Raw genomic sequence first — 22,951 nt, 5'->3', positions numbered from 1 at the left:
ACGCTTTTCTCACCCCAGCGTCGCAAACAATTTGCGCACGATCTCTGTATCAACCCAAAAATCCCGCCGATCCACCGCCCGTGTGTCGGTCGGGACGGTCGGGCCGACCGCAGCCAGATAGTCGAGCTGGCGGTGATGCGCGAGATTGGCGAACAGCGTGGCATCGCCCTCGCGTCCTTCGGGGGCGAGCTCGATCAGCGCACTGCCCGGACGCAGGAACACCGCATTGGCGAGCCCGGCGCCTAGCGGGCCCGCAATAGCGTCCGCCCCGCCGAACAGGTCGACCTGGTCGCGGAAGGAGAGATGCTGGGGCGAGACGGTCTCGAACCCATAGTCCGCAGCGATCGCGATAATCTCGTCCTCGTTGACCAGCTTGCGAGATCCCGCATCGGCGCGCGTGACGAACAGCCTGCGTCCGGACCGTGTCTCTAGCGCGTACCGATCGTGGATCTGATCGGCCATCGCGAAGGCATGCGGGCAGAATGTATGGATATTGCCGAGCCCGCGCGCCGGCATCAGCAGACGCTCGCACCGGGTGATACCCGTCCCTTGCGTGGCGCGCCGCTCGATCGGGTCAAGCGCGGTGAGCATGTCGGCCATCCATGGACGCAGCGGTGGCAGCCAGACCGTCGAGTCCGCCGCCAGGCCTTCATGCTGGGCAAGCCACAATCGCGGCATCGCTTCGAGCAACCAGTGGAAATAATTCAGGTTCGTCTGGATGCCGACGACCAGGTGGGTGCCGGGCAACTCGGGGCTTGCAATCCTGTCGATCGAGAACAGCCGGTCGGCATGCTCCTGGAACCCGTGCCGCGCCAACGATCCAAACGCCCGGAAGCTGTCGCTGAGGATGCGATCATCCTGATCGGCGACCAGGAAACCCTCGGTCAGGATTGTGCCATGCGGCAACGCCACCATGAACGCGGGCGCCAGGCGCGTCGTCGCGACCGGCCCCGCGCGGACCTGGTGTTCGCGCTCCACATCGGCGACTCGCGGATCGATCGCGAAGAAGAGAGGAGCGTTTCTGACGACCGGCGCGCTGCCGGGCAGGATGACTCGCGTTGCGCTGCCGATGGCGGTCGAGAGGTCGTCCGTCGTTGGGATGCCATCACGGTGGAACAGGCTATACATCGTGTCAGTCACGAATAGAGGGTCGGCGATCGTCGGCTCCTTGTGGGAAACATCGTCCCGTACCTGCGTCCGGGATGGCCGTCTATATGAACCGGCAGGCGACACGGTCACTCGGCGTGATCCTAGACCTGTACGCCTTTGTACGCTCAGGGAATTGGGCGGCTGAACGCACGGCGGGTCTCCCGCACCTGCGCGTATACCGCACAGTAACGATCTGCCATTGCTGCGGTGTCGTAGTGACGGCCGACCGTGTCCTGCCAGTGGAGAGTCGTCGCCCCGGCTGCCTTGATCGCCTCGGGGAGCGCGGACAAATGCGTTAGCCACTGCGCCAGGTCGGCGGGGGGGATGTTGACGTGATGCAGCCATCCGGCGCCGGAGTCTCGGATCCGGTTGCCCACCGCGCCGATGTCGAAGCCGATGACCGGCAGTCCCGCTGCCCAGAGTTCGGTAAGCGTATGGCAATAGGTCTCCGCCCAGATCGAGAAGATCGCGCCGACATGCGGCGCGATCTCGGCGACGCGCGCTGCAAACGAATCGCGCTGGTATCGTCCGTGCAGGATCAGCCCGGGCCGTGCGGTCATGTGACCCGAGTCGCCAAGGACGTGAAACTCGAAAGTGCGGCCCTCGTCGATCGCCGCCACGGCCTCGATCAGCACGGAGCCTTTTGCAGCCGACAAATTGCCGGGGACGAGGATCTTCAGCGGTGCGCCCGGGTCGCGTGCCACCATCGTCCCGAAGGTTTCGAAGCTTCGTCCATGCGGGATGACGTCGAACGGCCGATCCGTGAGACCGGGCAACCCCTCCAGGATGATTGTCCGTGCGGTCGGGCTCGTCGTGACGAACGCATCGCAGTGATGCAGCGCGGCGGTCATCATGGCGCGCCAGCGATGAATGAACTGATGTTTCAGGTTCGGAAACGCATCGGCGGGCCATAGTTCGGGGCGACACCGGCCAGGCCCCGGCGTGCAACGGCCACCGCAGAACACCATGTCCTGATCGAGCAGCTTCACCGTTGGGCACAAGGCATAGAAATCGTGAAACGAGAAAATCGTCGCAATTCCCAACCTGCGACATGTTTGGGGGAGGGTGGTGCTGTGCCAGGCCATGTGTCGAATGTGGACAAGTTCGATCGCGTGGCGGGTGAGCATGTCGGCGACGATCAGGTCATATTCGCTCGAGCGGTGGACGAGCGGATCGAGGCCGCGCGCGAGGTCCGCGGTCTCGACCGGGACGAGCGCGCCGCGGTCCAGCCGCGACAGTTCGATCCGCGCGGTATCGCAGCGTAGCAGCCATGGTTCGAACCGATCCGCGAGCGCGGCCATCAGATCCTGATTGGTCTGCGGCGTGCCACCCGACTGCGTCGCGATGACGTACAGGATGCGCGGCCGCGGCGGCGCGGTCACGGCGGCGAGCGCGCGCCGGATCCGCCATCGCATCGCCAGCATGTCGCGGCCGCGCGTGAACACGCCGATCCGCGCCTTGTATTCCGGATAGCGGTCGTCGACGACCCGCCGCCCCGCCGCATACAGCGCCGCCTTTTCGCCGCCGAAACTCGCCGACCCCTCGTGATGGATGAAGGTGCGGTCGTCGATGACGTTGCGCAGCCCGGCATGGTCGGCGCGCATCGAAAAGTCGTTCTCCTCGCCATAGCCGCGCGGAAACGCGGCGGCGTCGAGCGGCCCGATCCGGTCGAGCGCATCGCGGCGGATATACATGCAGAACCCGTGTCCGGTCGGCACCTCGGGCCGCAGCGTCATCGCCGATTGCCGGACGAGCCGCGCCATGTCGTCGAACGACAGACCGGCGGGGACCGGGTTGGCCATGCCCGAATCTGGCACCGAAAAGGCCCCCGCATTGTCCGACACCGCGGTCGCGGTCGCCACCGACCGACCGCTATAGGCGGCGAGACGCAGGCCCTGCAGCCAGCCCGTCGTCACCTGCGTATCCGAATTGAGCAGGATCACGTCGTCGCGACCGGCGAGCCCGATCGCGCGGTTGACGGTGCGCGTGAACCCCAGATTTCGGGGGTTGCGGTGAACCTCGACATTGTGGAGCGCGGCTGCCGCAGCGAGGATCCCGGCGATCGCGGGGTCGGTGCTGCAATCGTCGATCAGGATCAGCCGACACGGCATGTCGGTGGCGCGGCAGAGCGCATCGATACACGCGGCAGTATCGACCGGTGCGTTGTAGACCGGGACGATGATCGTCACCCCGCGCTCGTCGAGGTCGGGCAGGATGTCGAGGATCACCGACGTCAGCAGCGAGCGCCGCTCGGGCACCGCGATGTCGGTCGCGCCGCGGATCGCGGCGTCGTCGCCTTGCGCATGGACCGAAACATGCGCGGTCGTGCCGCCCGTCATGCTGATCGACGGCATCTCGAACCGGAACCCGCCGCCCGACGCGACGATGCCCTTGGCGACGAGATCGGCGCGGTACCGGTCTGCGACCCCGGTCGCATAGCGGATGCCGTCGATCCGCATCTCGACGCCGAGCATCCCGTCCCGTCGGTTGGCGTCGGCTGCCCAGCCACGAGCCTCGACCGGAGTTACGCGTTCGAGCTTGCCGCGCACCAATGGCGTGCGGACGATCGTCGACCGGGCGAGGACGTGCGCGCCGGCACGCAGCAGGATCACGTCCGGTTCGAGGGGCGGATCGGACGACGCCGTCGCGTGCGTGCGCAATGCCTGCAACGAGACGCGGAAGCCGTAATTTGGTGCGCTGCCCGGTACCATCTGCGCCAGATCGGGGCGGTCGATCGCCGCGTCGATCGCGGCGATCCGGGTGCCGTCGAACTGAAGCGTGACGGGCAGGCCCGCCGCGACCACCCAGCCTGCGACATCGTCGCTGCCCGCGATCTCGATATGCCCGCGCGGCGGCATCGGCCGGAGCGCGTCCGCGGCGATGTCGAGCGGCCGACCGGTGATCGCCGCGCTCACATGGGTGCCCGGACCTATCGGTACAGGCAGGCAGACGCGAAACGCGCGCGCACCGATCGCAGCAAGATCGTCGCGATGCGCGGTTTCGGCGATCTGGACGATACGTTGGGCGATACCGTCGAACGAAAACGTCAGCGCGCCCGATCGCAGCGCGGCGTCGGTCGCCCAGCCCTGCACGACGGTGCGATCCGCCAGGCACTCCAGCGCCTCGATATAGCCTGCGGTCATGGGTATTGGCTGCTCCGTTAGCCGGTTCCGTCCTGTTCTCGCGCCCTCTCGAATCTTGGGCGTTCGCACTTACCGCGTGAGGCTGCGCGCGACCGCCAGTGGCGAGAAGAGCTGGCCGATGATCTGCGTCATCTTGGCGGGCGCATTGGCGGCGGCGCTGGAGACGTAGATGACGTCCTTGTCCTGCATCTCGACGCGTTGCGACAGGAAGTAGCTGTCGGCGCGGACCATGTTCAGGCGGTAGATTACCGGCTTTGGCTCGGCACCGAGCGACGTGTCGTAGCGGAACAGGTAGACCGCGGCGGGATCCGCGGTGCGCTCGCTCGGGCCGCCGATCCGCGCCATCGCCTCGGCCAGCGACAGCGAACTGGCGCCGAACGGGACCTGCGATACCTTCTCGGTCGCGCCGAACACCAGGAACGTGCGGGGCCGGTTGAACAATTCGATCCGGTCGCCCGGCAGCAGCGCGATGTTCTGGTCGCCCGACGCGTCGATGTCGCTCAGCCGGGTCTCCGCCGAGCGTCCGCTGCGTGTGACCCGCACGATCATGTCGTTGGGCTGGTTGGTCGTTCCCCCCGCGCGCGCGATCGCATCGAGCAGCCGTTCGCGTGGCAGGCCGAGTTCGAAGCGGCCGGGCGTGCGGATGTCGCCGGAGACATAGAACACGTTGAACGCGTTCGCCTTGACCGCCACGACGACCTGGGGGCGTTGCGACAGGCCGATCATGCCGTGTTCGATCGTCCGTTCGACCTCGCCCGGTGTCTTCCCGGCGACCGCGACGCGGCCGACATAGGGCAATTGCACGGTGCCGGCGGCATCCACGCGAACGGTGAGATCCGTGCCCGATGCCGATGGGGTGAAGCTGCTCTGTGCGGTCGCGCCGTTGCCGCGCGTGAACAGCGTCACGCCAACTTCGAAGATGCCGATCGACAGCGTGTCGCCCGGGCCCAGTGTGTCGGTCCGGCCGACCTCGTCCAGCGTCGCGAGCGGCGCGGCGGCGGCGGCGTGGACGGCGAGACGCGCGGTGCTCGCCGCGTCGATGTCGACGATCTGGAATCCGGTCCCGTTGTCCTTGGTCTCCGCGCGGCGGATCTGCGCGGCGGTCGGGCCGGCGGCGGGCAGGGTCGCGCACCCGCCGGTCACCCCGAGGCCGGCAGAGACCAGAACCAGCCTGGCCCAGTGGTTTGCAGTTCGGTGACGCGAATTGTAATTTTTAGACGCTGTCATCGATGACTCTTCCAATAAAGCAGCCGAATGGAAAATGTATCTAGCCACTTTCCCCAATGCGCCGTTAAATCAGCCCCGCGATGAAAACAATCGAATCAACGCCGTTGCGGCGGAAAGCTTTGTAACCTGTGATGCACATCGGCCGCCTCTTGAATCGTATCGTAAAGTGTTACAACTCCACCGAATACAACCGCACCACGGTCGCAATATCGGAATAGAGCATGGGTATCATGGGACACCATCACTAACGTACCACGGTCGCGTCGGGCCTTAAGTGCTTCTTCTGACTTGATTCTGAAGCGTTCGTCTCCGGCACCCGTAATTTCGTCGACGATATAGCAATCAAAGTCTATGGCGAGCGAGACACCGAATGCGAGACGTGCCGACATTCCTGCCGAGTAGGTATTGACAGGTTCGTAAATATAGGATCCGAGTTGCGCAAAATCCTGAACATAGTCGAGCAGTTGTTGTGGATCACGCCCATAGATACGGGCAATAAAGCGTGCGTTGTCGGCACCGGTAAGACCAGGTTGAAACGCGCTGGCATAGCCGATCGGCCAGGACGTAGTCATGGTACGCTTGATGCTGCCAGACGTCGGTCGCTCGACGCCCGAAATCATACGCATCAAAGTCGATTTGCCGACGCCGTTTGCGCCGCAAACACCGATGCTGTCGCCTCGCTTGATCACCATGTTCACATCGTTGAGCACGGCGTTCTCGAAACCGCGCCCGTGATATTTCTTGTAGACGTTCTCGAAGGCAATCATCGTGTCGAATGCTCCGCATGAAGGGGATGACGTCTCACGCTGTACTCGACTGCACTGTGGATAAGAAAGTGAAGATTGCCGTCGACGCGCGATTGTCACGGAGCGGGGGGACGGGGGTCGCCAGCTATCGCCGCGCGGTGCTCGCCGCGCTCGATGCCGCGGGTCGTACCACGCTCCCGCTGGCCGATGATTCGGTCGGTCGGTTCGGCATGCCGGGCACGAAGCGCGAGGCGGCGTCGCGGTGGCTCTCGGCATGGTCGTCGCGCCCGCGCCGACTGCACGCGCGTGCGCCGCGAAGCGATGGTGCGCGTGTGCCGGCAGGGCTCGGGACACGGCGCGAAACGTCCTCCCATGAAACGCCTGCATTGTGGCGGCGCGACGTGTTCCGGCTCGCGCATGTCCATTTCGGTCGGCACGGCACGCTGTTGCGGCTGACCCCGCCGCACCCGGTCGGCGTGATGCACTGGACCTATCCCATCCCCGCGATCGTCGAGGGATGGATCAACGTCCATACCGTCCACGACGTGATCCCGTTGCGGCGCCCCGATCTGTCGCCGGTCGATGCGGATCGGTTGCGGGCGTGCCTCATCGCGATCGCCGTGCGGACCGATCGGATCGTCACGGTGTCCGCCTGGGCGCGTCGGACGATCCTCGATGCGCTGGCGATCCCGTCGGCGCTGGTCGACGATTGCGGCGGCGGGCTGGCGGCGCTGGCCGAACCCCACCCCGATCGCGTCTTGCCGTCGGGCCTGCGTCCGCAAGGCTATCTGTTCTTCTGCGGGGTGATCGAGCCGCGCAAGAACCTTGCCCGGCTCGCCGACGCGTGGGCGACGAGCGGATGCGGCGTGCCGCTGGTGGTCGCGGGCCCCGACGGCGCCGATGGCGGTGCGTTGCGCGGCGCGCTGGAACGCGCGGGTGTCGTCGTGCTGCCCTATCAGGACAGGCCGGTGCTGATCGACCTGATCCGCAACGCGCGCGCGCTCGTGCTGCTGTCGCTGGAGGAAGGGTTCGGCGTGCCGGTCGCTGAGGCCATGGCGCTGGGAACGCCCGTGCTCACTGCCGATCGTGGCGCGCTGGCGGAGATTGCAGGCGGTGCGGCGCTGCTGGTCGATCCGACCGATGCGCGGGCGATCGCCGATGCGCTGCGGCGGATCGTCGACGACGCCGGCTTGCGGGCTACGCTGGCCGGGCGCGGGCTGGACCGCGCAAAGGCCTTCGCGCCGGCCGCCTTCGGCGAGCGGCTGACGACGCTGTACGACCGGCTGATCAATGCGCGGATCGCCGATGGCCGATGGCAGGGACTGGAGGCCGCGCGTGGACGCTGACGTGCGGATCGCGATCGACGGGTTCAACCTCGCCATGCCGCACGGCACGGGGGTCGCGACCTATGGCCGTGCGCTCGGCGATGCGATCACCGGGCTCGGGGTTCGGCTCGACGGCGTGTTCGGAATCCCCGTCGGGGCGAATCCCGACTTGCGCGAGATCCTGTTCTACGAGGCGATGGGGCGCGGTATCCCGGACGATCCCGGGCTGCCGGCGGTGCGCGCGGTGCGGCAGTGGTTCGCCCGGTATCGCCGCGCGAAGGTGTTCGATGTGCCGACGCGCGGACTGATCGTGCAGGACATGCTCGAACGGCGATTGCCGCAGTTCGACCGGATCATGAGCTCGGCCCGGCTGTTCGAACGCGCCGATCGGTATTTCGTGCGGACCGGACGGTTCCTGACGATCCGCGTCGCCAATCCCCCCGACATCATGCACTGGACCTATCCCGTGCCGATCCGGATGCTCGGCACGCGCAACGTCTATACGCTGCACGATCTCGTCCCGCTCAAGCTTCCCTATGCGACGCTCGATCGGAAGCGGCTCTATTACCGGATGATCCAGGCGATCGTGCGCGATGCCGACCATGTCTGCACCGTATCGGAGTCGAGCCGGCGCGACGTGATCGCGCAATTCGGGATCGCCGGGGACCGTATCACCAACACCTATCAATCCGTCTCGACCACGCAGCCGCGCGACGATCGCCTGGGCGACATCACGGCGGTGTTCGGGCTCAAGCCGAAGGGCTATTTCCTCTATTATGGCGCTATCGAGCCGAAGAAGAATGTCGGCCGGCTGATCGAGGCGTATCTCGGCAGCCAGGTCGATACGCCGCTGGTTCTGGTCGGCGCGCGCGCGTGGCAGGCGGACGAGGACCTGCGGCTGCTCACGAGCGGGATGGCCGGCGCGCGCACCGCCTTTGGCACGCGCGTCGCAAACCAGGTCCTCCAGCTGCGCTATGTGCCGCGCGGGCTGTTGCTGTGCCTGATCGCGAACGCCAAGGGGGTGATCTTTCCGTCGCTGTACGAGGGGTTCGGGCTCCCCGTGCTCGAGGCGATGCAGCTCGGGACGCCGGTCATCACGTCGGACCGTGGGTCGTTGCCGGAGGTCGCGGGGGAGGCTGCGCTGATGGTGGACCCGTATGACGTCGGCGCGCTGACCGCCGCGATCCAGGCGCTCGATACCGACGATGCGCTGGCGCGTCGGCTCGTGGCGGCGGGGACCGTGCAGGCTGGGCGCTTCTCGACGGAACGGTATCGGGCGCGGCTGGGGGCGATGTACGACGCGATCCTGGCAAAACGGCCGGCGATGACAGCGGAGGCGGCATAGATGGCGACGCATAGTCCTCCCCGCGCCACGCTGCGCCGGGGCCTCAAGGTGCAGGGCAACGTGATCGGTGCGCTGATCATGCGCGAACTGCACACGCGCTATGGTCGCGACAATATCGGCTATGTCTGGCTCATTCTCGAGCCGATGATGCTGGCGACGATGATCGCGCTGCTGCACCAGCAGACCGGCGGGCATCTGGGCAACGACATCAAGCCGGTGCCGTTCGCGCTGATCGGCTACTGCATCTTCATCATGTTCCGCAGCATCTTCGGCCGTGCCGAGGGCGCGCTGGAGGCCAATCTTCCGCTCTTGTACCACAAGACGGTCACGATCTTCGACATCCTGCTCGCGCGCGCGCTGCTCGAGGCGGCCGGGTGCATCCTGTCGTTCATGATCCTGATGGGGCTGGCGATGGCGACCGGGCTGGCGGGTCTTCCCGCGCGCCCGCTCTACGTCTGCCTGGGCATCGCGAGCATGTTCTTGCTGGCGTTCGGCCTGTCGCTCGTCGTCTGTGCTTTCACCTATGAAAACAGAGCGATGGGTCGGCTAGTCCATCCTATTGCGTACATCATGCTGCCGCTGTCCGGTGTCTTCGTGATGCTGCAATGGGTGCCGGCAAAGTTCAGGCCGTTCTTTTCGGCCATTCCGATGTCGCATATCTTCGAGATGTTGCGATACGGATGGTTCACCAGCGCGGTGCCTTATTACATCGATGGATGGTATCTTGCCGGCTGGATATTTGGATCGACCCTGATCGGGCTGCTCGCAATTGCTGCGGTGAAGCGCAAGATACACATGCCGTGACGATCGATATTCACACTTTATTCGGCCGTCAGCGGGTCGACCTTCGGAGAACATCATGACGCACGGTTTCATGTCGCCGGCGACCGCCGAACCGGAGGCGATGCCGAGCCTCGGGGAGCGATGGCGCGATGCCCGCACGCGCTATGGCTGGTTCTTCGTCGTGGTCGTGTTCCCCTGCCTTGCCGCCGCGCTCTACCTCTACGGCTTCGCCGCGGATCAGTATGAGTCCGAGGCGCATTACCTGGTCCGTGCGCAGGGCGCGCCCGCATCGAGCGGGTCGAGCATCGAAAAGCTGCTCGGCGCGAGCGGCAGCAGCGGTGGTGGCGGGCAGGGCGAGGCGAACAGCGTCGCGGACTTCCTGCTGTCGCACGACGCGGTCGACGCGCTGCGCCGGCAGAGCGCGCTGATCGCACGGTTCCGCCGTCCCGAGGCGGATGGACTGAGCCGCTTGCCCTCCGCCGATCCGACGCCCGAAGCGCTGCTGAAATATTATCGCAAGCAGGTCGACGTCCATTACGACACCGACACCGGCATCACGACGCTCAAGGTCCGCGCGTTCCGCCCGACCGATGCCTATGTCATCGCCCGCAAGCTGCTCGGACTGGGCGAGGGCCAGGTCAACACGATGAACGTCCGGTCCTATGCCGATGCGGTCAAGCTGTCGCGCCAGCAACTCGCCGAAGCCGAGCAGGCGCTGACGCAGGTCCAGTCGCGGATGACCAATTTCCGGCAGGACAGCCGCGACGTGAACCCGCAAGGCACCGCCGAAGCGCAGATCGGCCTGGTGTCGAAGCTCGAATCCGAACTGTCCGCCGCGCGCTCGCAACTCGCGACGACGGTCAGCCTGATCGGCACGCGCAATCCGCAATATGCCGCGCTGTCGCAACAGGTCCGATCGCTGCAGAGCCAGGTCGCGGCGCAATCCGCGAAGCTCGCCGGCGGCGGCAACGCGATCGCCGCGGGGCTCGGCGATTACGAGCGGCTGCGGATGCAGCAGGAGTTCCTATCGAAGCGCTACGACGCGGCCTCCGCGGCATTCGAAGCGGCGCGACAACAGGCGGTCCGCCAGCAGCTCTATGTCGTCCGGATCGTCGATGCGAACATGCCGGTCCGCTCCGAATATCCCAAGCGCGCGCTGTCGTTGCTGACGCTCTTCATCGCGTTGATGGTGCTGTACGGCCTTGGCTGGCTGGTCGCCGCGGGTGTGCGGGAACATGCGAGCTAAGATCCACCACGCACCGTCTCGCGCCACCGTGGCGGCGCGCGCGGTCAGCATCGTACCGTTGCTGCGCGCGCCGCCCTTTCCCTGGGCGGCGCCGGTGACGATCACCGTGGCGGGCGGCACGCCACCCAGCCTTGCGGAGGCTCGTCTTGCGGTGGACGCGTTGCGCACGGCGCGAGTAGGCGGCGCGTTCTGGGACGGCGACGGCGATCCCTGGACTCAGGTCGCGACCGCCGCGTCGGTGCAGGCGGAGCCCGCTGACGACCTTGCGATCGTCGCCTGGCTGTCGCAGGTCGAGGTGCGCGACGGCATGGGCGGGATCGTCGATCCGGCGCGGATCGAACGCGCCTGCCTCGAGCGACTGACCGCGTTTGCCTGCCACGATCCGTTCGAGGATCGGCCCGCGACGCTGGCCGAGACGATCGCCACGCTGGCGGAGTGGCGCCGGACGCTCGACGCCAACCGGAGGATCGGCGTGATGACCGGCATGGCGATGTGGAAGCGCACCGCGATCGGCCGGTTCCTGTGGGACGGACGCGCGCGCCCCGCCGACCTCTCCCCGAAAAAGGCGCTGGCCGCCGCGCGCCGATCGGGCCGCGCGATCGCCGGCTGGGCGTCGCGGATGCCGCCCGACTATGCGCGCGACGTGGCGACCGCCGGGCTCGACCTTCACATCGTCGAGGATGGCTTCGTCCGGTCGAGCGGGCTTGGCGCCGATGGCCGCGTGCCGAGTTCGGTGACGGTCGACACGCGCGGCGTCTATTACGATCCCGGCACGCCGAGCGATCTCGAAATCCTGTTGCAGACTCACGCGTTTCCGGACGCGCTGATCGCGCGCGCGCGCCGTCTGCGTGCCATGATCTGCGATCTGAGGATCGGTAAATACGGGATCGATGCCGGGACGGTCGCGCCGCTGCCCGACCGACGCTGCGTCCTGGCGATCGGGCAGGTCGAGGATGATCGCTCGGTGCTCTGCGGCGGCGCGGGCGTGACGTCGAACATCGCGTTCCTGGCGCGCGTTAGGGCGTGCGAGCCGGATGCGTTTATCGTCTATCGCCCGCATCCCGATGTCGTCGCCGGCCATCGCAAGGGGCATCTGTCGGCTGCGACCGCCGCCGCATCGGTCGATCGGATCGACCAGCACAGCGGCCTGCTCTCGCTCGTCGAACGCGTCGATGCCGTCCATGTCCTGACATCGCTGACCGGGTTCGAGGCGCTGATGCGCGGTCGCCCGGTGACCGTCCATGGACGCCCTTTCTATGCCGGCTGGGGTCTTACCGAGGATCTCGTCGACCAGCCCGACCGGCGAGCGCGCAGGCTGACGCTCGATCAGCTCGTCGCGGGCGCGCTGATCCTGTACCCGCGCTACATCGATCCGGTGACCGGCGTGTTCTGCGACGTCGAAACGCTGATCGGCCGGATCGCGGCGGGGCAGGGGCGATCGGACACCGCTTTCACGCTGCTGCGCCGGGCACTCGGCCGCCTTCGGCATCGCGGCGTCCTGCTGTCGGCGGGGCTCCGTTGATGCCGGCGACCACCGGCCGACAGACGTTCCTGTTTCTGCAGGGACCGCACGGCGTCTTCTTCGATCAGCTCGCCTCCGCGCTTGCGATGGAGGGGCATGCGATACGCCGGATCAACCTGAACGGCGGCGACCGCGCCGACTGGAGCGGCGTGTCGACCGATTACCGCAGCTCGCTGAAGGGCTGGCCGCTGTTCTTCGACGATTTTGTCGTTGATCATCAGGTCACCGACGTCATCCTCTTCGGCGATTGCAGGCCGTACCACGCCTCCGCGCACGGCATGGCCAAGCTGCGCGGCATCCGCGTGCATGTGGTCGAGGAGGGGTATATCCGCCCCGATTTCATGACGTTGCAGGAAGACGGCGTGAACGGCAATTCGACCTTGCCGCGCGATGGTGACTGGTATCGCGAACAGGCGAACCGGTTGGGCGCCATCCCCCCGGCGCGACCCGTCCCGTCAAGCTTTGCCCGGCGACTGCGCGAGACCGGCCGCTACACCATCGCCAGCGCGCTCACGCGGCCGCTCTACCCCTTTTATCGGTCGCACCGCTCGGCCGGGATGCTCAGCGAGGCGCTCGGCTGGGCGGTGCATTTCCTCACCAGGCAGCGCGAGCGGAGGCGGTCGGCGGCGACGATGGCGGCGATCGGCCATTTGCCGTATTTCGCGCTGCCGCTGCAGCTGAATTCGGATTACCAGATCCGCGTCCATTCGCCGTTCCGCGATATGTGCGCGGCGCTGCGGTTCATCATCAAGAGCTTCGCGCGGTCGGCGCCGCCCGGAGTCAATCTGATCGTCAAGCGGCATCCGCTCGATGGCGGGCTGACGAGCTGGCGGCGGTTCGTGCGCCGCGAGGCGCAGCGCTACGGGATCGCCGACCGTGTGTTCTATATCGGCGACGGCGACATATCCGAGCTGGTGGCCAGGGCCCGCGCGGTCGTGACCGTCAACAGCACGGTCGGCACGCTCGCGCTGAATTCGGGGGTGCCGGTGGCGGTGCTCGGCGACGCGATCTACGATATCGAGGGGATCGTCCGGCGCGAGCCGCTCGATACGTTCTGGGCCGATCCGCCGCCGGTCGATACCGAGCTGTACGAGGCGTTCAAGCGAGTCCTGATCGATCGCTGCCTGATCCCCGGCGGATATCTGAGCGACGAGGGGATCGCGATGCTCGTCCGGCATGCCGTGCGCCGCCTAACGGGCGCCGACCCTGTCGATCACCCCGAGGCCGGCGTTTGAAGCCGTTCCGCGCGTTTGCGCCGATGCTGCTGACCCGGACCTGGGTGCCGCGATGGCTCGGCGGACGCCCCAGCGAGGACGCGGAGGTCGTGCTCGACCTGTCGCGCCTGCTCAGTCGTTCCTATCATGTAACGCCGACCGGGATCGACCGGGTCGAGTTCGTCTATGCACGCGAGCTGCTCGACCGCATTCCGGACAGGCTGGCCTTTGCCGCGGTGCATCCGGCGGGGGGCTATTACGGGCGGTTGCCGGTGGGGGCCGTGCGGCAGTTTCTCAGCTTCACCGATGCGCGGTGGCAGAATCCCGACGCGTTCGATCCGCAGGCGGTGCGCGCCGCCGCCAACCGGCACCTGCTGGCGCTGCGGCCGCGACCGGTGCCGACGGCGGATCGGCGGCGCATCTATCTCCAGGCGTCGCATCATCATCTCGAGGATACCGACCTGGTCGCGGCGATCCTGAAACGCGAACGCGCTCGGCTGATCGCGCTGATCCACGATGTGATCCCGCTCACGCATCCCGAATTCGCGCGGAGCGATGGTCAGGCGCGACACGCCAAGGTCATGCGGACGATCGACCGCCACGCCAGCGGGATCATCGGCAATTCGGCGGCGACGATCGCGGCGGTCGGCGCGCATCTGACCGACGCGCGCAGCGACCGCGTGATCCGGGTCGCGCATCTGGGGACCGACCCGGCCGAGCTGCCTTCGACCAGCCGGTCGACGATTCTCCCGGCGAGTCCCGAGTCTCCTTATTTCGTGTGCGTCGCGACGATCGAGCCGCGCAAGAACCACCTGTTGCTGCTCAACGTCTGGCGCCGGCTGGTCGAGACGCTGGGCAGTGCGGCGCCGAAGCTCGTGCTGATTGGCCGGCGCGGGTGGGAGAATGAAAATGCGATCGACATGATCGAACGCTGCACCGCCTTGTCGGGGCATGTGATCGAAGCGTCGGACATGTCCGATCGCGTGATGCAGGCGATGCTCGGCGGTGCGCAGGCGTTGCTGTTGCCGTCGTTCGCCGAAGGGTTCGGGATGCCGGTCAGCGAGGCGCTTGCCGCCGGGGTGCCGGTGATCTGCAGCGATATCGCCGCGTTGCGCGAGGTCGGCGGCGAGACCCCCGACTATCTCGATCCGCTCGACGGGCTGGGGTGGCTGGAGGCGGTGATCGCCTATTCCCGCCCCGGATCGCCGCGCCGCGCCGCCCAGCTCGACCGGATGGCGCAGTGGCGGCCGGTCAGCTGGGCAGAGCATATCGACGTGGTCGAGGCGACGATCGATTCGGTGGGGGCGATGGTGCGGGGCTGACCTGCGGGCGGCGCGTCGTTCAGCGATCGCCGCGGCGGACGATGATCCCGAACGACGTCGTGACATATTGGCCGAGCGCGAGCTTCAGGTGATTGTCCGCCGAATAGGGCGGCACGTCGACATAGGCATCCTGCTGCGTGTCGCCGAGATCATATTTGATCTGCGCGACGAAATGCCCGCGCGAGACGAGATCGACCGCGAGCCGCTCGAAGTCGCGCCGCCGGAACAGGACGGTGCCGCCGCTGTCGATCGTCGCATCGTTCGAGGTGAGGTTGAGCTCGGTGGTGTGCACCGCCAGCCCGCCCGGATTGAGGCACTGGACCGCGTTGCGGACGAAATCGAGGCCCGCCTCGATCGACCCCAGATGCTCGTACGCGCAGGAGGACCAGGTGAAATCGAACCCGCGCAGGTCGGCGGGAATCGCGTTCATGTCGGCCACGCGGAACGCGACGTTCCGGTCGAAGACGTCGTCCGCGCAGATTTGGGGATAGCGAAGCTGGTCGAGCCCGTCGCTATGCTGGTTGGTCAGCGTCCAGTCGCGGCTGCGCGCGTCGTCCGAGGCGAGATCGGTCGCGACGACCGAGCACCCCATCGCCGCCATCGCCGCGGGCAGCGGCTCGATGCCGACGCCGAAGCCGAGACCGCGCGCGCCGGGCTTGAGCATGCCGTAGCGCTCGAGCGTCTGCAGGATGTAGACGAATTCCCATTGCTTGCGATGGCGGTGCTTGGCGAGCTTCAGCCGGTCGAGCCAGAGGTCGTAGGCTGGCTCGTTGAACTGCGACGCGGTGCAGGTCTGCGAGACCGGATCGGCGAGCGTCGCCTTGCCGGGCGCGAGCAGTCGCGAGGCGCGGCGGAACACGCGCTGGCCGAAGATCGACTTGCGCGCCGCCTCGACCTGCTTCTCGAAATGCGGCTGGTGCGCGGCCGTTTCGAGCACGACCCTGAACGACTGCGCGGCGGCATCGGTGTCGGAATAGAGATGCCCGAGCACCGCATATTGCATGCCGTCGACCGCATCGAACGTCAGGCGCATCGTGCCACCCGCCGCGACGATCTCGCGCACGGCGATCGGCCAGGTCTTGATCGTCTCGGCGGGGCGCGATCCGTCGAGCGGCAAGGCGTTCACCCGCACGACCATCGAGCCGAGCGTTGCGGTCAGGCCGGTGAAGACGAGCGAGCAGCGGACCGTCGCGCTGTCCAGCGCAATGTAGCGCGTATGAAAGACATAGGCCGGATCTTCCGAGGGTTCGGTGCCGCCAAGTCCTTGAATTCGGCTCGTTCGAGGGGGCCAGAAGTCGAACGGACCCGCGTCTATCTCAAGTGCTTCGGCGCTGGATGACAAGGAGGGCGTAGTTTGCATCAGCAGGTCGTAGCGTCGAAGGAGGAACGCGTCACGCGCTGAAGGAACGGTGCCCCAAAATTGTACGACTATACTTGGATGGGTTGTATCCTTCGCCGGTCTTGATCTTATAGTAGGGCGATTCAGGCCCCTAATTAGAGAGATCGATGAACAACGTATTCCGGACGGGCTTCGGTCGGTTGATGGGCGCCGCATCGAGGGCCGGGTCGGGATCGGGGGACCGAACGGTCCACCGGGTCGCGGGCGATGCCGCGCGCGACGCACGCGATTGGGCAGGCGCGATCGAGGCCTATCGCCACCATGTCGCACTCAATCCCGGCGATTTCGCGATCCACGTGCAACTGGGACATGCGCTGAAGGAGGCGCGCGATTTCACCGCGTCGATGGAGGCGTATCACGCCGCCTACAGGATCGATGCGCGCGATTCGGATCTGCTCGTCAACATCGGCCATCTGCACAAGATGCGCGGCCAGCAGGCGGCGGCGTGCTTCGCCTATGTCGCGAGCTATGCGCTGGACGCCAATGCCGATGCAGCGACCGAGCTCGAGGATCCGCTGCTGGCGGCGGACATCGCGGTCGCGCGCGGCGCCTTCTTCGCCGATCCGACACGGGACCCGGTCGTTCTGACCACCGATCTCCTGGCACCGGCGCCGACGCCGGATATCCCCGCGGACCCGACGGCGGATCGAGCCGCGGAACCGGCTGCGGATCGCGGCGACGCCATCGCGCAATCGCCGCTGTTCGACGAACGCTGGTACCGGCAGCGCTACGGGGTCGCCCCGGGCATGGACGCGGCGCAGCATTATGCGACGATTGGCGCTCCCGAGGGGCATGAGCCGCACCGCCTGTTCGACAGCCGCTTCTATCGATCGCAGGTGATGGGCGACCTGCCGCCGGGCGCGAACCTGCTCGATCATTTCCTCAAGGTCGGCGGTCCGAACGGGCTCGATCCGCACCCGCTATTTGCCGGACGCTGGTACCGCGAACGCTATCCCGAATCGGCTCGCGACGGTGCTATCCCCGTCCTCCATTACCTGACGCGCGCGCCATACGAGGCGATCGCGCCGACGCCGCTGTTCGATGCGGCCCGCTACCGCGAGGCGATGCCCGACATCGGTGAGACCGAGACTGCGTTCGGCCATTATCTCGACCATGGCGATGCCGCGGACGTCACGCCGATCGAGGGGTTCCAGGCCGCCCGCATCCTCGACACCTTCGGGGGATCGCCGGTTGGCGGCGAGAGCGCGCTGGAACTGTACGTGCATTTCATGGGTCGCGACCAGGCGTTTGCCTGCGCCACCTTCGACTCGCTCGATCCGTCCGAGTTCGGCGTCCGGCCGCCGCCGCTACGCCTCGAGCCGACGGTGCCCGCCGACGAGCGGATCGCCGCGGCCGATCGGCTGCTGCAACGGCTGGTCGGGCGTATCGCGCCGGGTGACGACGGCCCGTCCGCCGCCCGCCCGTCCCCTGACCGGTATGCGATGGCCAAGCTCGAACTGCTGCGCCGCGATCCGGCGCTGCTCGATGCCGCGGTCCGCGACTTGCAGCATGCGACGGTGGCCGCCGCGAGTGAAGTTGTGGCGATGTTCGGCGTTCTGCCGCTTCACGCGGTCGCGCCCGGCGACGACCAAGACGGTTTTCCGCCCGCGGGGCTGCTCGAGCGCTACCGCGCCGGCCAGCGCGACCTGGCGCGCCGGTTCCGCCTCGATCACGACCGTGTCGGTGCGGTGACGGACGGGCCGAAAATCTCGATCCTGCTGCCGATCTATCGCTCGCCGGTGGTGTATCTGGAGCGGGCGATCCTGTCGGTGCTCGCCCAGACCTATGCCAATTGGGAATTGTGCATCGTCGACGACTGTTCGCGCGAGACCGCGTTGACCGACGTCGTGATGCGGTTCTGTGCGGCGGATCCGCGGATCACCTTCGCCGGCGCTCGCCGCAATGGCGGGATCGCGGCGGCCACCAACCGCGCGCTCGACCTCGCCACCGGCGACTATGTCGCGCTGTTCGATCATGACGACATGCTGACCGTCGATGCGCTCGAGATCGTCGCCCGGCGGATCGCGGCGGCGCCCGACACCGACTGGCTCTACAGCGACGAGTGCAAGATCGGGGTCGACGACCAGCCCGACGAACTGTTGACCAAGCCCGACTGGAGTCCGTCGCTGCTGATGTCGGTGATGTATACCGGGCATCTCTCCGTCTATCGATCGAGCCTGGTCCGATCGGTCGGCGGCTTTCGCAGCGCCTATGATTTCTCGCAGGATTACGACCTCGCGCTGCGGATCTCGGAGACCGCGCCGGTCGTCCACCACATCCGCGATGTCCTGTATGGCTGGCGCATGATCGAAGGGTCTGCGGCGAGCGGCGGCAAGCCCGAGGCACGACGGACCAATATCGGTGCGGTCCAGGCGGCGATGGATCGTCGCGGCTGGCATGGTCGCGCGGTCGCGTTGCCCGCATCGAACCGCGCGCAGGCCGACTATGCGGCGTTCGACCAGCTCGTCTCGATCATCATTCCGTCCGACGATGCCGGGCATATCGTCCGGGCGGTGATGTCGATCGTCGCCTGGACCGCTTATGACCGGTACGAGATCGTGATCGTCACCAATTCGCGGACCGCCGCGCAGTGTCGCGACTGGATCGACGGTCCGCGTATCCGCTTCGCGCTGTTCGATGCGCCGTATAATTTCTCGGCGAAATGCAATGCCGGTGCCGCGGTCGCGCAGGGCGAATATGTCGTCTTCCACAATGACGACGTGCTGGTCGTGACGCACGACTGGATCGAGGCGCTGCTCGAGCAACTCGTCCGGCCCGGGGTCGGCGGAGTCAGCCCCAAGCTGCTCTACGAGAATGGGCGTATCCAATATGCGGGCATGGCGGTCGGTTTGCGGCGGCTGACGGGGACGACGTTCCACGCCTTTCCGCGGCACAGTTCGACGCATTTCAACCTGGCACAGTCGACCCGCGACGTCGGGCTGATGTGCGGCGCGTGTTGCGCGATGCCCACCGGGCTGTTCCGCGAGCTTGGCGGGTGGGATGCGCCGAACGTCGGCATCGCGCATTCGGACGTCGATCTCAGCCTGCGGATCCGCGAGGCCGGTTACCGGCTGGTCTATACGCCGCATGCCGAGCTGATCCATATCGGCCATGCCTCGATCGGCGGCGATGCCGACCTGCCGGCGGGATCGCGCTGGAAGAAGAGCAAGGCGGACATCTTCCTGCTCAAGCGCTTTCCGACGCTGATCGCGGACGATCCGTATTTCCCGCCGATGATGAGCGGGATCAGCTATGTCGATTCGCAGGAACCCTATCTGATCCACCCCGCCAGAGCGCGCTATACGGGCACCGGGCCGGACATCCTGATCGTCTCGCACGACCTGACCAACAGTGGCGCGCCGCGCGTCGCGGCGGACATGGCGATCGCGTTGAAACAATCGGGCGCGTTCGTCGTGGTGACGTGTCCGACCGACGGGCCGATGCGAGCGCGTCTGACCGAGGCGGATATCCCCGTCATCATCGATTCGCTCGCGCTCACCGGCCATTCGAGCGTCCATGACTTTGCGCGCAATTTCGATACCGTCATCGTCAATACGGTGATCGGCTGGCGAGTCGTCCAGCAGCTCGATGCCGAAACCGAGGTGCGCTGGTACATCCACGAATCCGGGCTGATCGACGAGATGGTGCGCGATACGCACGGATTCGGCGCGGCGCTGGCATCGGCGCGCAACATCCTCGCGGTCAGCACGCGAACCGCGGCGGTGCTGCGCCGGCACGGCGTCGCGTCGCGCCTGCTGGAAACCGGGATCGCCGATCCCAAGCCCTTATACCCGATCCCGGCGCAGACCGACCGCGTCCGGATCGGCGTGTTCGGATCGTTCGAGCCGCGCAAGGGGCAGGATATCGCCGCGCAGGCCTTTGCGATGATCCCTCCCCGGATACGCGCGGGCGCCGCGCTCAATTTCTACGGTCGCGACCACGATCCCGATTTCCAGCACAAGGTCCGCCACACGTGGCAGCACCAGGAGGGTATCCACTTCCACGGCGAGAAGGGGCATCCGGACTATTGGCATTGCCTCGCCGACATGGACATCGTGCTGGTCCCGTCGCGCGACGATCCGCTCCCGCTGGTCGCGTCCGACGCGCTGGCACTGGGCAAGACGATCGTGTGCAGCGACTGCACGGGGACGTCGGATTATATCGAGCATGAGGTGTCGGGCTTCGTCTATCCGACCGCGCGGATCGCCGATCTTGCCGCGCTGCTGACCCGGTTGATCGAGGACCGCGCGTTGCGCGAATCGGTGCGCGCGCCGGCGCGGGCGGTGTACGAGGCGATGTTCACGATGGAGGCGTTCACCACGCGCCTGTCGGACCGGATCGCCGTTGCTCCCGTCGGAGCGGCGTGATCGCAGCGGAGGACGGCGTCGCCGCGCTGGTGGCGCGCGCCGATCAGGCGCGCGACCGTCGCGACTGGCTGGAGGCGGCGGAGGCCTATCGCGGCGTGCTCCGTGTGCAGCCGCGCAACGCCGGGCTCTGGGTGCAGCTGGGTCATGCGCTGAAGGAATCGGGCGGCCTTCAGGCGGCGGGCGATGCGTATCGGCGCGCGCTGTCGATCGACCGGTTCAGCGCCGATACGCATCTGCAGCTCGGGCATCTGCTCAAGATGCAGAACGATCGTGCGGGCGCGGTCGCAGCCTATGCGCAGGCGCTGCGCCTCGATCCGCAGCTCGAGTCGGCGCTGGGCGAACTCGTCCATCTCGGCGCGCGCGACCGGATTCCGGCGGCGACGATCGATCGCGAGGCGATGTGGCGGCGGCTCGATGCCGTGGCGGGGGCGCTGGCCGACGCGAACGATGCGCTGCGCGCCTGGATCGGGACCTCGGCCTATCCGATGGCGGCGTATGACCGGTTCCGCGCGGATGTCGCGATCCGGCCGCCGCCGCCCGCGACCGGGGGCGACGATCCCTTGCCGCCGATCACGCTGATGATCGACTGCGGCGGGGCGACGGCAACCGCGGTCCGCGCCACCTTGACCGGCTTGCTCGATCAGTCGGATCTGTCCTGGGCGGCGCGACTGGTGGATGCGGCCGGGATCGCCGATCATCCCGTGGCGAGCATGACGCTCACCGATCCGCGGTTCGGGTTCGACGATCCCGACGATCCCGACGATCACGCCGAGCGCGCCGGACTGACGATCGGTATCGATGCGGGCACGATCCTGCATCCGCATGCGCTCGCGTGGCTGCGTTATGCTGCGCTGCGGTCGGGCGCGGGGGCGGTGACGTGCGATCACGACCATGTGCGGCGCCACTGGGCGCGCGGGCAGCGTCATGCCGATCCCGTCCTCTACGGAGTCGATGATCCGTCGTTGCGCGCGGCGGTCCCGCCCCGGCTGGTGGCGGTGCGCGGTGATCTCGCGGGTATGCCGTCCAGCGGTGGCACGCGCTCGGGCGCCGATCTGCGCGCCGCCATGCTCCACGCCGCGCGGGTGGCGCAGGCGCCGGTTGCGCATGTTCCGCGTATCCTCGCCTCGGTGCTTGATGAGGGGAGTGGGCGCCTGGCCGCGCCCGATGCGACGCCGATCGCATCAGGCTCGTCCGACGCGCGGCGATCGCGCATCGCCATCATCGTGCCGACGCGCGATCACGCCGCGATGCTGGCCGAGGCGATCGACAGCCTGATCGCGACCGCGGCGATACCCGACCGGATCCTTTTCGTGATCGTCGACAACCGGAGCCGCGAGGCGGCGACGCAGGCGCTGCTCGCCGCACGCGCGGTGCGGTCCGATCATGCCGTCGTCAGGATGGACGAACCGTTCAACTGGTCGCGCGCGAACATGCTCGGCATCGCCGACCCGCGTGTGGCGGACTGTGACCTGCTGGTGTTCGCGAACAACGACGTCGTGATGCTGACGCAAGGCTGGGACGTCGAACTCGACCGGTTGCTGGCCGATCCGCCGTGCGGGATCGTCGGTGCCCGGCTGCTCTACCCCGACATGACCGTGCAACATGCCGGCATCGTGCTCGGGACGGGCGAGGGGCTGCCGCTGCACGCCGGACGGCATGCGGCGTTCGACGATCCGGGGCCGGGCGGGCGATACGTGACGCAGCATGATGCGGCGGCGGTGACCGGCGCGTTCCTGGCGATGCGGCGCGACGTGCTCGCTGAGATCGACGGGTTCGACTGCGCACGCCTGCCGATCGCGTATAACGACATCGACGTCTGCCTTCGCGCGCGCGCGGCGGGATACCGGGTGCGCTATTCCCCGCAGATCGAGCTGCTCCACCATGAATCGAAGACTCGCGGTCGCACGCGGACCGTGGACGAGGCGGCGTGGGACGATGCCGAGCTCGCGGACATCCATGCGACCTGGGGCGACGCACTCACGATCGACCCAAGCATCAATCCGCAATGGGCGCTGGGCGGCGCGGCGTTCGATGGCCTGCGCGAGCCGGGCATGAGCGAGATCCTCGCGTTCATCGACCGGTCGGCGGCGCCCGATCCGTGGCGCGTGGAGAAGGTGCGCTTCTAGCAAAACCACCGCGCGGCGGGAGCGAAACGGGGGGCGG

14 protein-coding genes are annotated in these 22,951 nt (G+C 67.2%); 9 read left to right on the top strand and 5 right to left on the bottom strand.

The window, feature by feature from the left end:
- Positions 1–9 precede the first annotated feature (9 nt).
- From EV283_RS03785 to EV283_RS03770, 4 genes are all read right to left on the bottom strand, one after another.
- A complete protein-coding gene (locus EV283_RS03785) occupies positions 10–1,140 on the bottom strand; it encodes a glycosyltransferase 61 family protein (protein ID WP_165391687.1) in 1,131 nt (376 codons plus the stop codon).
- Between the two features lie 134 nt (positions 1,141–1,274).
- Positions 1,275–4,292, bottom strand: a complete 3,018-nt coding sequence (locus EV283_RS03780; RefSeq protein WP_130322769.1) for a glycosyltransferase — start codon at positions 4,290–4,292, stop codon at positions 1,275–1,277.
- A gap of 69 nt (positions 4,293–4,361) precedes the next feature.
- Positions 4,362–5,519, bottom strand: coding sequence for a polysaccharide biosynthesis/export family protein (locus tag EV283_RS03775; protein WP_130322767.1), 1,158 nt, complete (start codon positions 5,517–5,519; stop codon positions 4,362–4,364).
- A gap of 95 nt (positions 5,520–5,614) precedes the next feature.
- Positions 5,615–6,286: an ABC transporter ATP-binding protein gene (locus tag EV283_RS03770; protein ID WP_056411886.1), complete on the bottom strand. Its 672-nt coding sequence runs from the start codon at positions 6,284–6,286 to the stop codon at positions 5,615–5,617.
- Between the two features lie 68 nt (positions 6,287–6,354).
- Here EV283_RS03770 and EV283_RS03765 point away from each other — a divergent pair, with 68 nt between their 5' ends.
- From EV283_RS03765 to EV283_RS03735, 7 genes are read left to right on the top strand one after another with little or no spacing between them, the layout of a single operon-like run.
- Complete coding sequence (locus EV283_RS03765; protein ID WP_242615767.1) at positions 6,355–7,611, top strand: glycosyltransferase family 1 protein; 1,257 nt, start codon at positions 6,355–6,357, stop codon at positions 7,609–7,611.
- On the top strand, positions 7,601–8,935 hold the full coding sequence (locus EV283_RS03760) for a glycosyltransferase family 1 protein (protein ID WP_242615766.1): 1,335 nt from the start codon (positions 7,601–7,603) through the stop codon (positions 8,933–8,935). The genes EV283_RS03765 and EV283_RS03760 overlap by 11 nt, the downstream gene beginning before the upstream one ends.
- Entirely contained in the window at positions 8,936–9,739 is an 804-nt protein-coding gene (locus EV283_RS03755; RefSeq protein WP_130322761.1) for an ABC transporter permease, read from the top strand.
- A 55-nt stretch (positions 9,740–9,794) separates the two neighbouring features.
- Positions 9,795–10,964, top strand: coding sequence for a lipopolysaccharide biosynthesis protein (locus tag EV283_RS03750; RefSeq protein ID WP_082445039.1), 1,170 nt, complete (start codon positions 9,795–9,797; stop codon positions 10,962–10,964).
- The gene (locus tag EV283_RS03745) at positions 10,954–12,486 is read left to right on the top strand and encodes a beta-3-deoxy-D-manno-oct-2-ulosonic acid transferase (protein ID WP_130322759.1); all 1,533 of its coding nucleotides are present in this window, start codon (positions 10,954–10,956) and stop codon (positions 12,484–12,486) included. The genes EV283_RS03750 and EV283_RS03745 overlap by 11 nt, the downstream gene beginning before the upstream one ends.
- Positions 12,486–13,721 carry a capsular biosynthesis protein gene (locus EV283_RS03740; RefSeq protein WP_130322757.1) on the top strand — a complete coding sequence of 412 codons (1,236 nt, stop codon included), beginning with the start codon at positions 12,486–12,488 and terminating at the stop codon, positions 13,719–13,721. The genes EV283_RS03745 and EV283_RS03740 overlap by 1 nt, the downstream gene beginning before the upstream one ends.
- A 23-nt stretch (positions 13,722–13,744) precedes the next feature.
- Positions 13,745–15,022 carry a glycosyltransferase family 1 protein gene (locus EV283_RS03735; protein WP_130323888.1) on the top strand — a complete coding sequence of 426 codons (1,278 nt, stop codon included), beginning with the start codon at positions 13,745–13,747 and terminating at the stop codon, positions 15,020–15,022.
- 19 nt (positions 15,023–15,041) lie between these two features.
- Here EV283_RS03735 and EV283_RS03730 read toward each other — a convergent pair whose 3' ends face one another.
- On the bottom strand, positions 15,042–16,382 hold the full coding sequence (locus tag EV283_RS03730) for a class I SAM-dependent methyltransferase (protein WP_165391686.1): 1,341 nt from the start codon (positions 16,380–16,382) through the stop codon (positions 15,042–15,044).
- 146 nt (positions 16,383–16,528) lie between these two features.
- On the opposite strand from EV283_RS03730, the gene EV283_RS03725 reads away from it, so the two are divergent.
- Both EV283_RS03725 and EV283_RS03720 read left to right on the top strand, forming a co-directional pair.
- A complete protein-coding gene (locus tag EV283_RS03725) occupies positions 16,529–20,788 on the top strand; it encodes a glycosyltransferase (RefSeq protein ID WP_130322753.1) in 4,260 nt (1,419 codons plus the stop codon).
- Positions 20,785–22,914 carry a glycosyltransferase gene (locus EV283_RS03720; protein WP_130322751.1) on the top strand — a complete coding sequence of 710 codons (2,130 nt, stop codon included), beginning with the start codon at positions 20,785–20,787 and terminating at the stop codon, positions 22,912–22,914. Before EV283_RS03725 ends, EV283_RS03720 begins: the two co-directional genes overlap by 4 nt.
- Positions 22,915–22,951: the final 37 nt, after the last annotated feature.

The sequence above is a fragment of the Sphingomonas sp. BK036 genome (assembly GCF_004216825.1).
GTDB lineage: Bacteria > Pseudomonadota > Alphaproteobacteria > Sphingomonadales > Sphingomonadaceae > Sphingomonas.
Note: the sequence above shows the minus strand (reverse complement) of the source record. Positions and strands in the feature narration are given on the sequence as shown.